This window comes from Citrobacter sp. Igbk 17, assembly GCF_028069775.1.
Classification (GTDB): domain Bacteria; phylum Pseudomonadota; class Gammaproteobacteria; order Enterobacterales; family Enterobacteriaceae; genus Citrobacter.
The window spans coordinates 140,499-152,773 of sequence record NZ_JANEWI010000005.1; the positions used below are offsets into that span (position 1 = coordinate 140,499).

Sequence of the window (12,275 nt, forward strand, 5' to 3'; positions counted from 1 at the left end):
TCTACCTCTCACTTGCCATAAAAAAACCGGAGCACAATATATGCTCCGGTTTCTATTAGGCGATATCATAGGGAGTTAGCATGTAATGCCTGATGGCACTACGCTTATCAGGCCAACAAATACACGCTGGCCTCCCCTGGCGTTTTACTTAACGAACTCTTCGCCCAGGGTGATATCTTTCTTCAGCGTGTCCAGCATGCCTTCCAGCGAGCTTTGTTCGAACGCGCTCAGTTTCCCGATGGACTGACGTTCTTCTACGCCATTTTTGCCCAGCAGCAGCGGCTGAGAGAAGAAGCGAGCGTACTGACCATCGCCTTCAACGTAAGCGCATTCCACGACACCCTTTTCGCCGCTCAGCGCACGAACCAGTGACAGACCGAAACGTGCTGCAGCCTGACCCATAGACAGGGTTGCAGACCCGCCACCGGCTTTTGCTTCCACAACTTCAGTACCCGCGTTCTGGATACGTTTAGTCAGGTCAGCCGCTTCTTGTTCTGTGAAGCTTACGCCAGGAATTTGTGACAGCAGCGGCAGAATGGTCACACCTGAGTGTCCACCGATAACCGGGACTTCAACATCGCCAGGCTGCTTGCCTTTCAGTTCCGCCACAAAGGTGTTGGAGCGGATGATGTCCAGCGTCGTTACGCCAAACAGTTTGTTCTTATCGTATACGCCTGCTTTTTTCAGCACTTCAGCAGCAATAGCAACGGTCGTGTTCACTGGGTTAGTGATGATACCGATACACGCTTTCGGACAGGTTGTAGCAACCTGCTGCACCAGATTCTTCACGATGCCAGCATTCACGTTAAACAGGTCAGAACGGTCCATACCTGGTTTACGCGCAACACCCGCAGAAATCAGCACCACGTCAGCACCTTCCAGTGCAGGGGTCGCATCTTCACCGCTGAAGCCTTTGATTTTCACAGCAGTAGGGATATGGCTCAAATCAACGGCCACACCAGGAGTTACTGGAGCGATGTCGTACAGGGAGAGTTCTGAACCTGAAGGCAGTTGGGTTTTTAACAGTAATGCTAGCGCCTGACCGATACCACCAGCAGCGCCGAGGACTGCAACTTTCATCCTAAACTCCTTATTATATTGATAAGCAAAATGTCTATTGCTCCGCGGCGGCGACCTTAATTCACAAATCCAATGAATTCAATAACCACGCTTCAAGAATGCGTAGTCACGCAAATTTGGCTTTTATGCATTTAACTTACGTAAAATAAAACCTAAGTTACGTAATTCAAAACCACTCGCACAGTAGAGCAACTTTCCAACAGGTGCTGACAATATACCCTACAGCCCTCTCAAAACAACATCAATTTGATAACATTTAATTTACTTTCAATCTTATTTGCGAGCCGTGACACAGGCATGTTTCTTGATAACGAAATTTGATAAAATCCCGCTCTTTCATAACATTATTTCAGCCTTGAACGAGGCAGACCGTTTGCATAAAAATTCATCTGTATGCACAATAATGTTGTTTCTACCGCCATATTACGGGTGACTTATGCGAAGCTCGGCTAAACAAGAAGAATTAGTTAAGGCGTTTAAAGCGCTACTTAAAGAAGAAAAATTCAGCTCTCAGGGCGAAATCGTCCTCGCGTTGCAGGATCAGGGCTTTGATAATATCAACCAGTCCAAGGTTTCACGCATGCTGACCAAGTTTGGTGCCGTGCGTACCCGCAATGCGAAAATGGAAATGGTGTACTGCCTGCCTGCAGAGCTGGGCGTCCCGACAACATCAAGCCCGTTGAAAAATCTGGTGCTGGATATCGACTACAACGATGCCGTTGTCGTTATTCATACCAGCCCAGGGGCTGCGCAGCTGATTGCTCGCCTGCTGGATTCACTGGGTAAAGCAGAAGGTATTCTTGGCACGATTGCGGGTGACGATACCATCTTCACCACACCGGCCAAAGGTTTTACGGTAAAAGACCTGTACGAAGCCATTCTGGAACTGTTTGAACAAGAACTGTAATTCCCTTCCCCGTCACGCCCTGTGGCGGGGGAAAAATCTCTCTTTTCTGTTCCCCTCCTCAGTTTTCCACTACCGAACATTTAACAAATAGTGCGTTTCACCGCCAAAACACATTCACGCGGTGAATGATACTCATCAAAAACGCACAATTTGCAAAATATTGTATCAGTATGAATTTATTAATTTTATTTTCAAGAAGAAGCTCTAATCTGTATTTTTAATTCCATATAGTTATAAAAAATACTTTTCTTAACACCCAATTACCATGGAAACAATTAGCGTGGTATTAATTTATCACGTGATTAGTGTATACTTGATTTTGTGATGAGGGTCACGAAACAAAGACCCCTAATAAAAGAATTCGACGAGGTAAATATCATGAAAATCAAAACCACTGTTGCAACTTTAAGTCTTCTCTCAGTTCTCTCTTTCGGTGCAAGCGCCGCTGTTAATCAGGTGAACTCGCAAGAAGCACAGAATCTGCAATCCATGGGTACTATCTCTGTGTCTCAGATCGGTAGCTCACCAATGGATATGCGTCAGGCAATCGCCGCTAAAGCAGAAAAAGCGGGCGCCAGCAGCTATCGTGTCACTGAACTCCGTGAAGGTGCTCACTGGCATGCAACCGCAGAATTGTACAAATAAACCCTCGTCGTCTAGTCCGACGACTTGCCCCCGCCTGCCGGGGGCTTTTTTATGCCTGTTTTGAGTGGCTAACGTTAAAGCGTAATTGCCCTTCGAGCTCTTCTTCTGCTTCATCGAACAGTAAAATCAGCGCGCCATATCGTCTGCGTAACTTATCCGGTAAATGGACAAATTCGATTTCCAGAGGTAACGGCAAGATTTCCCCAACCACAACCTCCCACAAAGAATCTAAATCAACCACCTTTTCCCGGGCCAGACCGAATGTACGCGCAAACTCACGGTAGAAATCACTCTGATTTTCAATTTCGTCAAAATCAAACGTATAGATATTCATCTATAGCCACCATCCCGACGCCAGTTACTCTACAGACCACCGATATGCAGGGTCTTCCTCAACCTGTTTCCCGTGTATCCCGCCAGCAAAATTTTATGTTCCTGCGGTCCAGGCATCGTTTATCACCCCAGCTAAATGCTCGTCTTAAGTATAGCGCTGCCTCAGTGTGCGCAATACGCCAGGAATGAATTGTTCACTGTTTAGATAAAGAGAGGTACGTCACATTTTTGTGCAAGACTATGACTGCGTTTCAGAAACAGTATGAAACACGTTGGCCATAACGTTCTGAAAAATAATAGGTCCGATATCGATATGATATTTTCAATATGAAAATCATATTAATAACCGCACTTATCATATTGGATTTGTAATTGAAGCCTCCACAAAATGCCTGCAACTGAATAGTCTCTGGAGTCGATATGTCCATGTCTGTTGTCAACGATACCCCGTATGAAGCGGCTGAAACTCTGCGTGCAGCAAAACCCAATTTTCATCCACGTATCGCTCTGATACTTGGGTCAGGTCTGGGGGCGCTTGCCGATCGCATGGAAAATAAAACCACGCTTTCATATCAACAATTACCTGGGTTTCCGGTCAGCACCGTAATCGGCCATGCCGGGGAAGTGGTGATGGGGACGCTTTATGGCATCGACCTCATCTGCATGAAGGGACGTGGGCATTTTTATGAAGGGCTGGGAATGGGCATCATGACCCATGCCGTGCGTACCTTTAAACTGTTGGGCTGCGAATTTTTATTCTGTACCAACGCCGCGGGTTCACTGAACGTAGATATTCCTGCAGGTAGTCTGGTTGCCCTCAACGATCACATCAACACCATGCCATCTACCCCACTTGTCGGGCCGAACGATGAACGCTTTGGTCCTCGCTTCTTTAGCCTCGCTAACGCATACGATCGCGAGCTGCGCCAGCAGCTTCACGGTGCCGCAGAGCAGTTGGGTATCACGCTTCATGAAGGGGTTTTCGTCTCTTATCCTGGCCCTAATTTTGAGACGGCTGCGGAGATTCGCATGATGCAACGTATGGGCGGCGATGTGGTCGGTATGTCGGTGGTACCGGAAGTGATAGCTGCACGCCATTGTGGCCTGAAAGTACTGGCCGTTTCAGCCATCACGAATATGGCTGAAGGCCTCAGTGATGTTGAGCTTTCCCATGAACAAACGCTGAAATGCGCAGCCATGGTGACCGAAGATTTTATTCGTTTGATCAGCCAGTTCCTCAAACAGTACGCCTGATCGTGGTTCCGTAGACGGACGGGTCGCCCTGCTCCGTCTGGAGAAAAGTTATGCCAGACAATCAGTTTTCTCGCGCAAATCTCAATGCCGTTTCGTACCTGAGCTATTACTTTGTTGGCGCACTGGTGTCGACACTGGGGATTGTGCTTGGGCCACTGTGTGCCGCTTTTCATAAAGACCCCAGCTTTATCGGGCAGGTCTTTACCTTGATGAACATCGGCATGTTTGTGCCTATTATGCTTGGCGGCATTCTGATGAAAAAATGGGGGCTGAAAAAACCATTAGTTATTGCTGCAACGCTCACCGTGATTATCAGCGCCGTGCTTTTTATCCAACCAACCTTAACACTGTTTAGCGTTGCAGTGGCCGGCATTGGTGCCTGCGGGGGCGTGTTTATGACCATCGGCAGTTATCTGGTGGTCCGTATTAATCCCGATGAAAAGAGCCGCTCTTCCAGCCTGATTTTTACCGATTTCTTTTTCAGCTTTGCCGGAGCAACCCTTTCTTTACTGTTAGCCTGGATGTTTAAACTGGGTGCCAGTTGGATTGCGATGTATGGGATTATGGGCGGTCTGGGCGCGCTGATGTTGGCACTTACCCTGCGTTGTCGCTTCCCATCGACAGAGGTTGCGCAGCCGCAGCGACACGAGAAAACGGAAGAGTCAGAACCCTGGGGGATCTCCGTCTATTTAATCTGTTTTACTCTCTTTGCTTTCCTGCTGGCTGAACCCATTTTTACCATGTGGACACCGGGCTACCTGCAATCGCGTTTTACACTTCAGGCGCAGGATGCCGCGCTGTTCACTACTGTGTATTGGGTGACGAAAGCCATTGGCCTGTTCCTGAATCAGTTCACCGTGAAGTGGATGAAGCTGCGCACTTTCCTGCTGATCTGCGCAAGCATTGGTCTGGTCTCCATTGCGCTGATTGCCAACAGCAACAATACCACGCTGATTCTGGTAGCGTGCGGCGTGTTTGGTTTCTTTAACTCCGGTTTATTCTCCGGCCTGATGAGCTATGGCTCACTGCAGGTGAGCCGCAGTTCACCAACCTTGATCTCCGCCTTGTTGACGTGCGGCACAGTGGGCACGCTACTGTTTGCCAGCGTATCCTCCATGGTAAACAGCCACCTTGGTCTGCAGGGGGCGGTGAATACGTCAACTGTCGCCTATTGTGTGTTACTGCTGACGCTGGTTATCGCTGTTGCCTGCAGCCAGGCCGAGCGTCTCGCCCGCTCGACATCCGCTGCGGTTTGACAAGCTTTGGGGAGGACGGCATGATGCCGTTTCTCTCCCTCTCTTACGCGTAACCAGCATGATTGATCTCCAGGCCAATAGCCGAATTCGTCTTCGAACATTGCGTTATTTTCAGGTTCTCGCTGACGAGCTGCACTTTGGCCGGGCCGCGGCCCGGTTAAACATCTCTCAACCACCGTTGAGTATGCAGATTAAAGAACTGGAAGAGATCCTTGAAACGACACTATTTGAACGTACCAGCCGTAAAGTGGTTCTCACGCGAGCCGGGCAGGTATTGAAAACGGAAGTCGATCGTATCCTGAGTACCACCGATCAATCCCTCAATTATGTGCGACAGATTGGCCGTAGCGAACATCAACATTTCAACATTGGGATAGTCGGTAGCGCACTGTGGGGGACGCTGCTTACGCGTCTAAAGGGCTTTAAAAAGCAACAGCCGTACGTAAACTGGAGCTTGCAGGAGCTTTCCCAACATCAGCAAATTGAAGCCTTGCATGCCCGGACGATTGATATCGCGATTAGCCGGAACGTACTGCCCCAATCCGAGACGAATATTCGTAGCCAATTGATTTCCCGCGAAGCGGTTGCTCTCGCCGTACCTGAACACGATCCTCTCTGCCAACACCAAAGCGTCTCACTGGCGATGCTCGCTGAACGCCCCATCATTTCGCTTTCATTTAATCAAAGCAATTTCGCCCGTCAGGTACATGACCGCTGTGTTGAGGTAGGATTTTATCCTCTGATTACCCACCAGGTTAACGAACCGCAAACCGCGCTGGCGCTGGTTAGCGCAGGAATGGGCCTCTCTTTGCTGCCAGAAACCTGCGGATTGATCCACTGGCCAGGCGTTCGTTTCTTACCGTTGAATGACCCTATTCCAGCCGATCTTTATGCCTACTGGTACGACGAACCGCTTTCCACATTAATGAACGCGTTTATCATGACATTACAGGGGCGGTAAAACTGAAACCGGAAGAAATATCCTCTTCCGGTTAGATGATTTATGAATTGCTGGTCAGTGCATGCTGGTATTTGTGCAACATTCCCGTGAGTCGTTTCACTGGCTCCGTTACCTGAGGCGGGGCTTCCCAGAGCGTTAATTTTTCCTGGTAGATATCAAGCTCCTCCAGCAACTGACTAAAGTAGCGTCGGCGTTTATCATCATTCACTGCAGAAATAACATGATCGGCAGTACGGCGAAGTTGCCGATGAAACGCCGATAAATCGTCGTTTACTGGTACAGGTGCATCACGTAAACGCTGGTGAGCAATAATCATCGTCAGCGCCAGGCGGAACTTTGCCAGATCGCCGGGGAATTTGTTCATCAGTAAAAACAGCTGCTGATACAATGCCGGAAGGTGATTTTCTTTTCGACGCACAACATTGGTGGTCATTGCGGAGACCGCTGCCGACACAAACTGGTTAAGCAACACACGACCTGTTCTGTCACGCGAGTTATCGCGCACCAGCAGAATCACGATAAATGCCAATACACAGCCGACAATCTGCCCCAGTGCACTGTCGAGGAACTGACTAAAGTGGAACGTCATCGGGTTATCAAGAACGATGATGTTAATGGTGCTCGCCAGCGCCCCCATTGAGCCCAAACGCCGCTTTTGCACCTCGATACCCAGAAAGAATCCCAGCACCGCCAGACTCAGACACAGCAATAACATGCTTTGCTGGGTATTGGGGATAATTACCAAAAAATAGAGCGCCCCCAACGGTAATGCTGCCAGCGTGCCATAGATAAAGTCGATGGCCACCATGCGGGGGTTAGGCAAACGCATGGCCAACGAGGTGACGACCGCAATCATTACCATCGCACCACTACCTGATGTCCAGCCGGTCCACAACCAGAATAAGGTTCCCAGCACACAGGACAGCGTAGTACGCCAGAAGTTGACCATTGCATGGTGACGTTCAGCGGATTCCACTTTCACCACCGGCTCGCCCTGCAGGATCTCTTCTTCTATTGCACTGATTTTGGTATTGCTGACCACGCCGCGTTTCAACAGCAGGTAGCGCGTCGCCGCGCCGGCCCAGCTGTATATCGTCACTGGCGTATCACGCTCACCGGTCCAGACAATCACACGGCGCATCCGCTTCAGTTGTTTATGTACGTCCTGCACCGTTTCAACCGGTGTATCAAACAACTCGCGGAAAGTATCTGTAATCAGTTCTGGTCGCGTATTCTGGATAAGATAGGTTTCGCAGGACTGAGTAATAAGCGTCAGTGACAGTGTGTTCAACGCTTTGAGCCTACGATTGGCGCGCACCCAGCGTGAGGATTCCATGTTCAGGTTGCTGCGCATACCTTCCAGCGCCGCCGTACGACGAACTAAAGTGCCCCAGGCCTTGTCCACCTCTTCGCTATCACCATGCTTTATACACAGCTGCATAAGCTGATATTGCGCCACCAGAAGGCTGTCCAACTCGACATCTATCTCCTGTTTCACTGAACGGGGCGAAAAGAGTAGGTCGGCGATGATAGCGCAGACAATCCCCATCACAATCTCGCTGCAGCGTTCGAGCGCAAATTGTGGCGTCAGCAGAGGCTCCGCCTGAATGGTAATGACGATAATCAGCGCCGTGTAACCCGAAAGCCCCCAGGCATAGGAGTTTTCGATCTTTACCAGTGAAGAGATCCAGGTACAAAAACCGGCCCAGATACAGCACACCAGGATCATCAATAGCGGCGCACGGATCATACTGATGATAATGATCAGCGCGGCAATACAGCCAATAAATGTCCCAACAATACGCAGCATACCGCGGTAGCGGATAGCGCCTGAATAAGGTTCTCCACCGGCGGCAAAGGCTGGGCCTGCCGCCACAATGGCTGCGGTCAGGACTGCCCAACGAGGGGTCTCAAGCTGGAAATGAAAGCCAACAAATAACGCCAGTACAATGGCGCATGCCAGCTTTACCGCAAAGCGGATATGCTGATTGGCAATGGAGAAAATACCCATCACAATTAACCAAACTCGCGCAGACGGTGCGCCATTTTACGGAAGAACGACTCCTGGCTGGCATCGCGATCCTGCTTACCGGTAATAACGACGGTAGCCGTAGTACCGGCCGGCCACATCATTCCCTGTTGATCGTCAAGACGAATACGCACCGGCACGCGCTGCGCCAGACGAACCCATTCAAGATTAGAATCGATGGTTGCCATACCTTTCGCATCCCGTGTGCTGCTGGCATTTGTCACGCCTGCCGCCACGCTATCGACGGTGCCTTTCAACACATTATTACTGCCAAGCGGGGTGATCTCAGCGCGATACCCAGGACGTACACCTTCCAGCTTAGTCTCTTCCATATAAGCCAGTACATAGAATGAGTGCTGTTTTACCAGTGCTACCGCTGTCGATCCACGCGTAATAAATTCGCCGCTATAGACGTTCAGGTTAGTCACCCAGCCATCTGCCGGCGCGCGAATCACGGTACGTTCGAGATCTAATGTTGCCAGATCGCGAGTCGCCTGAGCTTTCGCCAACTGGTGTAATACGGTTTGCAGTACGTTGTTTGATTGGTCAATCTCTTCACGAGACATTGCCTGCACGCCCAGTCGGTTACGACGACCGGCTTCCTGGCGTTTTTCCTGTGCCAGAACCTGATAATAAGCAACGTCCGCTTCCGCCTGTTCGAGGGCTTTTTTATAACGTGGCTGATCGATAGTGAACAGGACCTGATCCTTTTTCACCAGTTGGTTATCATGGACGTTAACATTGGTGATAAGACCCGCGACATCCGGTGCAATGGCGACGACATCAGCGCTAAAACGTGCATCACGCGTCCACGGTGACTCGGTGTAATAGACCCATGCGCGGAAAATAGCGATAAAGGCCAGAATGACCAGTACGAGAGTTATAGCCGTACGGGAGAGTTTTTTTGTTAGTGTTTTCACTTCAACCTCAAACGAACAGGCGCGATATTAAATAGAAAAGGCAGCAATACAGCGCGGTGTTAAACAGAGCCGGATGCCAGACAAAATCATAGATGCCAGTCGGAACTAACACCCGGCGCACCAGCCAGAAAATCGCCAGTGACAAAAGCAATTCGAAAAAAATCGGTGGGAAGGACAGACCAAACACCACGATAACGGGAAACAGACTCATGTTGACCTTGGTAGCTTAAGAGAGTGCAGGTGATCGATTATTTAGCGTATGTCACCGCAGAGAAGGGCAAGGATGAGCCAGGCGAGAGCGACATAGCTGTTATTTGAATAATAATATATTAGCGTAACTGTTATGCTGTTATCTATATTATGTGATCTAAATCACTTTTAAGCCAGAGTGAACAATGGAACGATTAAAACGAATGTCGGTGTTCGCCAAAGTTGTCGAACTGGGCTCTTTCACCGCCGCCGCAAGACAGTTGCAAATGAGCGTTTCATCGATAAGCCAGACGGTATCCAAACTGGAAGATGAGTTGCAGGTTAAGCTGCTAAACCGCAGCACACGCAGCATTGGGCTTACCGAGGCGGGTAAAATTTATTATCAGGGTTGCCGCCGAATGCTGCACGAAGCGCAGGATGTTCACGAGCAACTGTATGCTTTTAACAACACGCCCATCGGCACGCTACGCATTGGTTGTTCTTCAACCATGGCACAAAATGTCCTCGCCGGATTGACCGCAAAAATGCTCAAAGAGTATCCTGGACTGACGGTAAATCTGGTGACGGGAATACCAGCACCCGACCTGATTGCCGACGGTCTGGACGTGGTTATCCGCGTGGGCGCCCTGCAGGACTCCAGCCTTTTTTCGCGTCGTCTGGGGGCTATGCCGATGGTGGTCTGCGCGGCAAAAAGTTATCTCGCCCAGTTTGGTGCCCCGGAGAAACCCGCCGATCTCAGCAATCATTCGTGGTTGGAATACAGCGTTCGTCCGGATAATGAGTTCGAATTAATTGCCCCGGAGGGGATTTCTACCCGTCTGATCCCAGAGGGACGTTTTGTGACCAACGATCCGATGACACTGGTGCGCTGGCTGGCGGCAGGCGCGGGCATTGCTTATGTACCGCTGATGTGGGTGATCAACGAGATCAACCGCGGCGAAGTGGAGATCCTGCTCCCCCGCTACCAGTCAGATCCACGTCCGGTGTATGCGTTATATACCGAAAAGGATAAGCTGCCGCTCAAAGTGCAGGTGGTGATTAACTATCTGACCGATTATTTTGTCGATGTGGCGCAACTGTTTCAGGGAATGTACGGCCGGGGAAAAGAGAAGTAAAAAAGTCCTTGCCGGATAAGGCGTTGACGCCGCATCCGGCAAGATGCCCGATAGCACGGGTGCTTATCGGGCTTACATCATGATGTTACGCGGTGCCACCTACGGTCAGGTTATCCACCTTCAGCGTCGGCTGGCCCACGCCAACCGGCAGACTCTGTCCTTCTTTACCGCAAACACCCACTCCGTTATCCAGTTTCAGGTCGTTGCCCACCATCGAAATCTGCTGCATCGCTTCAATACCGGAGCCAATCAGCGTCGCGCCTTTCACCGGTTTGGTCACTTTACCGTTTTCAATCAGATACGCTTCGGAGGTAGAGAACACGAATTTCCCGGAAGTGATATCCACCTGGCCGCCGCCAAAGTTAGGCGCATAAATACCGTATTCGACAGACTCGATGATCTCCTGCGGCGTGGATTTCCCCGGCAGCATATAGGTGTTGGTCATACGCGGCATCGGCAGGTGCGCATAAGATTCACGGCGACCGTTACCCGTTGGCGCCACGCCCATCAGGCGCGCATTCAGTTTGTCCTGCATGTAGCCTTTCAGAATACCGTTTTCAATCAGCACGTTGTACTGACCCGGCGTTCCTTCGTCATCAATGGCTACTGAACCACGACGATCTGCCATCGTGCCATCATCAACGACGGTGCACAATTCTGACGCCACCAGCTCACCCATATGACCGCTGAATACCGAAGTGCCACGGCGGTTAAAGTCACCTTCCAGACCATGACCGACCGCTTCATGCAGCAGAACGCCAGGCCAGCCAGCGCCAAGTACCACCGGCAATGTGCCCGCTGGCGCGGCTACTGCAGAGAGATTGACCAGCGCCATACGTACGGCTTCTTTCGCCCATGCGTCAGCACGAACTTCGCCATCAAGGGAGGCGAGGAAGTAGTCATAACCGAAGCGACCGCCGCCACCGCTGGCACCACGCTCGCGTTTACCGTCTTCTTCTACCTGCACGCTGACGGACAGTCGTACCAGAGGACGAACATCTGCCGCCAGTGTTCCATCCGTCGCCGCAACCAGAATCAGCTCATACACACCGGTCAGGCTCGCCGTCACTTCCTGCACACGCTTATCAGCGGCACGCGCAACTCGGTCAACACGACGCAGAATATCTAGTTTCTCTTCCCGGCTCATGCTCTGTAATGGATCAACCGAGGTGTAGAGTGCCTGATGCTCTACCGCACCCAGCGTTTTTACTTTGCCATCACCGCTGTCACGCACGATAGTACGCGCGGCATGAGCACTTTGCTCCAGCGCCAGCAGGCTTATTTGGTCCGCGTAGGCAAACCCTGTTTTTTCGCCGCTGATGGCACGCACGCCAACGCCCTGATCAATATTGTAAGAACCATCTTTAATGATGCGGTCTTCTAAAACCCAGGATTCGTGGTAGCTCGACTGAAAATACAGATCGCCGTAATCAAGACGGCGTTCGGCCAGTTGGCCCAGGATGGCGAACAGATCCTGATGTTTCAGGCCATTCGCCGCTAGCAATTGTTCACTTACCAGGTTCAGACTCATCGTTTTGCTACTCATTAGTTACTGTTGTAGGCCT

At 50.6% G+C, this 12,275-nt stretch carries 12 protein-coding genes; 6 read left to right on the top strand and 6 right to left on the bottom strand.

The window, feature by feature from the left end; all coding sequences use genetic code 11:
• Positions 1–144: 144 nt before the first annotated feature.
• Positions 145–1,080 carry a malate dehydrogenase gene (mdh, locus tag NNO08_RS05055; RefSeq protein ID WP_040234161.1) on the bottom strand — a complete coding sequence of 312 codons (936 nt, stop codon included), beginning with the start codon at positions 1,078–1,080 and terminating at the stop codon, positions 145–147.
• A gap of 436 nt (positions 1,081–1,516) precedes the next feature.
• Here mdh and argR point away from each other — a divergent pair, with 436 nt between their 5' ends.
• Positions 1,517–1,987: a transcriptional regulator ArgR gene (gene argR / locus NNO08_RS05060; RefSeq protein WP_003025162.1), complete on the top strand. Its 471-nt coding sequence runs from the start codon at positions 1,517–1,519 to the stop codon at positions 1,985–1,987.
• A 378-nt stretch (positions 1,988–2,365) separates the two neighbouring features.
• Positions 2,366–2,632, top strand: coding sequence for a peroxide/acid stress response protein YhcN (gene yhcN, locus NNO08_RS05065; protein WP_005121357.1), 267 nt, complete (start codon positions 2,366–2,368; stop codon positions 2,630–2,632).
• 49 nt (positions 2,633–2,681) lie between these two features.
• On the opposite strand, the gene NNO08_RS05070 is transcribed toward yhcN, so the two are convergent.
• Complete coding sequence (locus NNO08_RS05070; protein WP_271456287.1) at positions 2,682–2,966, bottom strand: barstar family protein; 285 nt, start codon at positions 2,964–2,966, stop codon at positions 2,682–2,684.
• A gap of 419 nt (positions 2,967–3,385) precedes the next feature.
• Here NNO08_RS05070 and xapA point away from each other — a divergent pair, with 419 nt between their 5' ends.
• From xapA to NNO08_RS05085, 3 genes are read left to right on the top strand one after another with little or no spacing between them, the layout of a single operon-like run.
• Entirely contained in the window at positions 3,386–4,219 is an 834-nt protein-coding gene (gene xapA, locus NNO08_RS05075; RefSeq protein ID WP_271456288.1) for a xanthosine phosphorylase, read from the top strand.
• Between the two features lie 50 nt (positions 4,220–4,269).
• Entirely contained in the window at positions 4,270–5,475 is a 1,206-nt protein-coding gene (gene tsgA / locus NNO08_RS05080) for an MFS transporter TsgA (RefSeq protein WP_271441666.1), read from the top strand.
• Between the two features lie 58 nt (positions 5,476–5,533).
• Positions 5,534–6,436, top strand: coding sequence for a LysR family transcriptional regulator (locus tag NNO08_RS05085; RefSeq protein WP_271441667.1), 903 nt, complete (start codon positions 5,534–5,536; stop codon positions 6,434–6,436).
• 40 nt (positions 6,437–6,476) lie between these two features.
• Here the strand turns inward: NNO08_RS05085 and aaeB are convergent, their stop codons facing one another.
• Genes aaeB through aaeX form a run of 3 tightly spaced genes read right to left on the bottom strand, consistent with a single transcriptional unit; the run spans position 6,477 to position 9,596 of the window.
• Positions 6,477–8,447 carry a p-hydroxybenzoic acid efflux pump subunit AaeB gene (gene aaeB, locus NNO08_RS05090; RefSeq protein ID WP_271456289.1) on the bottom strand — a complete coding sequence of 657 codons (1,971 nt, stop codon included), beginning with the start codon at positions 8,445–8,447 and terminating at the stop codon, positions 6,477–6,479.
• Positions 8,448–8,452: 5 nt separating this feature from the next.
• Positions 8,453–9,385, bottom strand: a complete 933-nt coding sequence (aaeA, locus tag NNO08_RS05095; RefSeq protein ID WP_271449011.1) for a p-hydroxybenzoic acid efflux pump subunit AaeA — start codon at positions 9,383–9,385, stop codon at positions 8,453–8,455.
• Positions 9,386–9,392: 7 nt separating this feature from the next.
• Entirely contained in the window at positions 9,393–9,596 is a 204-nt protein-coding gene (aaeX, locus tag NNO08_RS05100) for a p-hydroxybenzoic acid efflux pump operon protein AaeX (RefSeq protein ID WP_000051841.1), read from the bottom strand.
• 184 nt (positions 9,597–9,780) lie between these two features.
• Here aaeX and aaeR point away from each other — a divergent pair, with 184 nt between their 5' ends.
• The gene (aaeR, locus tag NNO08_RS05105) at positions 9,781–10,710 is read left to right on the top strand and encodes an HTH-type transcriptional activator AaeR (protein WP_137360149.1); all 930 of its coding nucleotides are present in this window, start codon (positions 9,781–9,783) and stop codon (positions 10,708–10,710) included.
• An 85-nt stretch (positions 10,711–10,795) separates the two neighbouring features.
• Here aaeR and tldD read toward each other — a convergent pair whose 3' ends face one another.
• Positions 10,796–12,241, bottom strand: coding sequence for a metalloprotease TldD (gene tldD, locus NNO08_RS05110; protein WP_271456290.1), 1,446 nt, complete (start codon positions 12,239–12,241; stop codon positions 10,796–10,798).
• Positions 12,242–12,275: the final 34 nt, after the last annotated feature.

Bases quoted from the DNA above. Each gene is read 5' to 3' on its own strand.
- mdh (WP_040234161.1), bottom strand. From the start codon at position 1,080: ATGAAAGTTGCAGTCCTCGGCGCTGCTGGTGGTATCGGTCAGGCGCTA.
- argR (WP_003025162.1), top strand. From the start codon at position 1,517: ATGCGAAGCTCGGCTAAACAAGAAGAATTAGTTAAGGCGTTTAAAGCG.
- yhcN (WP_005121357.1), top strand. From the start codon at position 2,366: ATGAAAATCAAAACCACTGTTGCAACTTTAAGTCTTCTCTCAGTTCTC.
- NNO08_RS05070 (WP_271456287.1), bottom strand. From the start codon at position 2,966: ATGAATATCTATACGTTTGATTTTGACGAAATTGAAAATCAGAGTGAT.
- xapA (WP_271456288.1), top strand. From the start codon at position 3,386: ATGTCCATGTCTGTTGTCAACGATACCCCGTATGAAGCGGCTGAAACT.
- tsgA (WP_271441666.1), top strand. From the start codon at position 4,270: ATGCCAGACAATCAGTTTTCTCGCGCAAATCTCAATGCCGTTTCGTAC.
- NNO08_RS05085 (WP_271441667.1), top strand. From the start codon at position 5,534: ATGATTGATCTCCAGGCCAATAGCCGAATTCGTCTTCGAACATTGCGT.
- aaeB (WP_271456289.1), bottom strand. From the start codon at position 8,447: ATGGGTATTTTCTCCATTGCCAATCAGCATATCCGCTTTGCGGTAAAG.
- aaeX (WP_000051841.1), bottom strand. From the start codon at position 9,596: ATGAGTCTGTTTCCCGTTATCGTGGTGTTTGGTCTGTCCTTCCCACCG.
- aaeR (WP_137360149.1), top strand. From the start codon at position 9,781: ATGGAACGATTAAAACGAATGTCGGTGTTCGCCAAAGTTGTCGAACTG.
- tldD (WP_271456290.1), bottom strand. From the start codon at position 12,241: ATGAGTCTGAACCTGGTAAGTGAACAATTGCTAGCGGCGAATGGCCTG.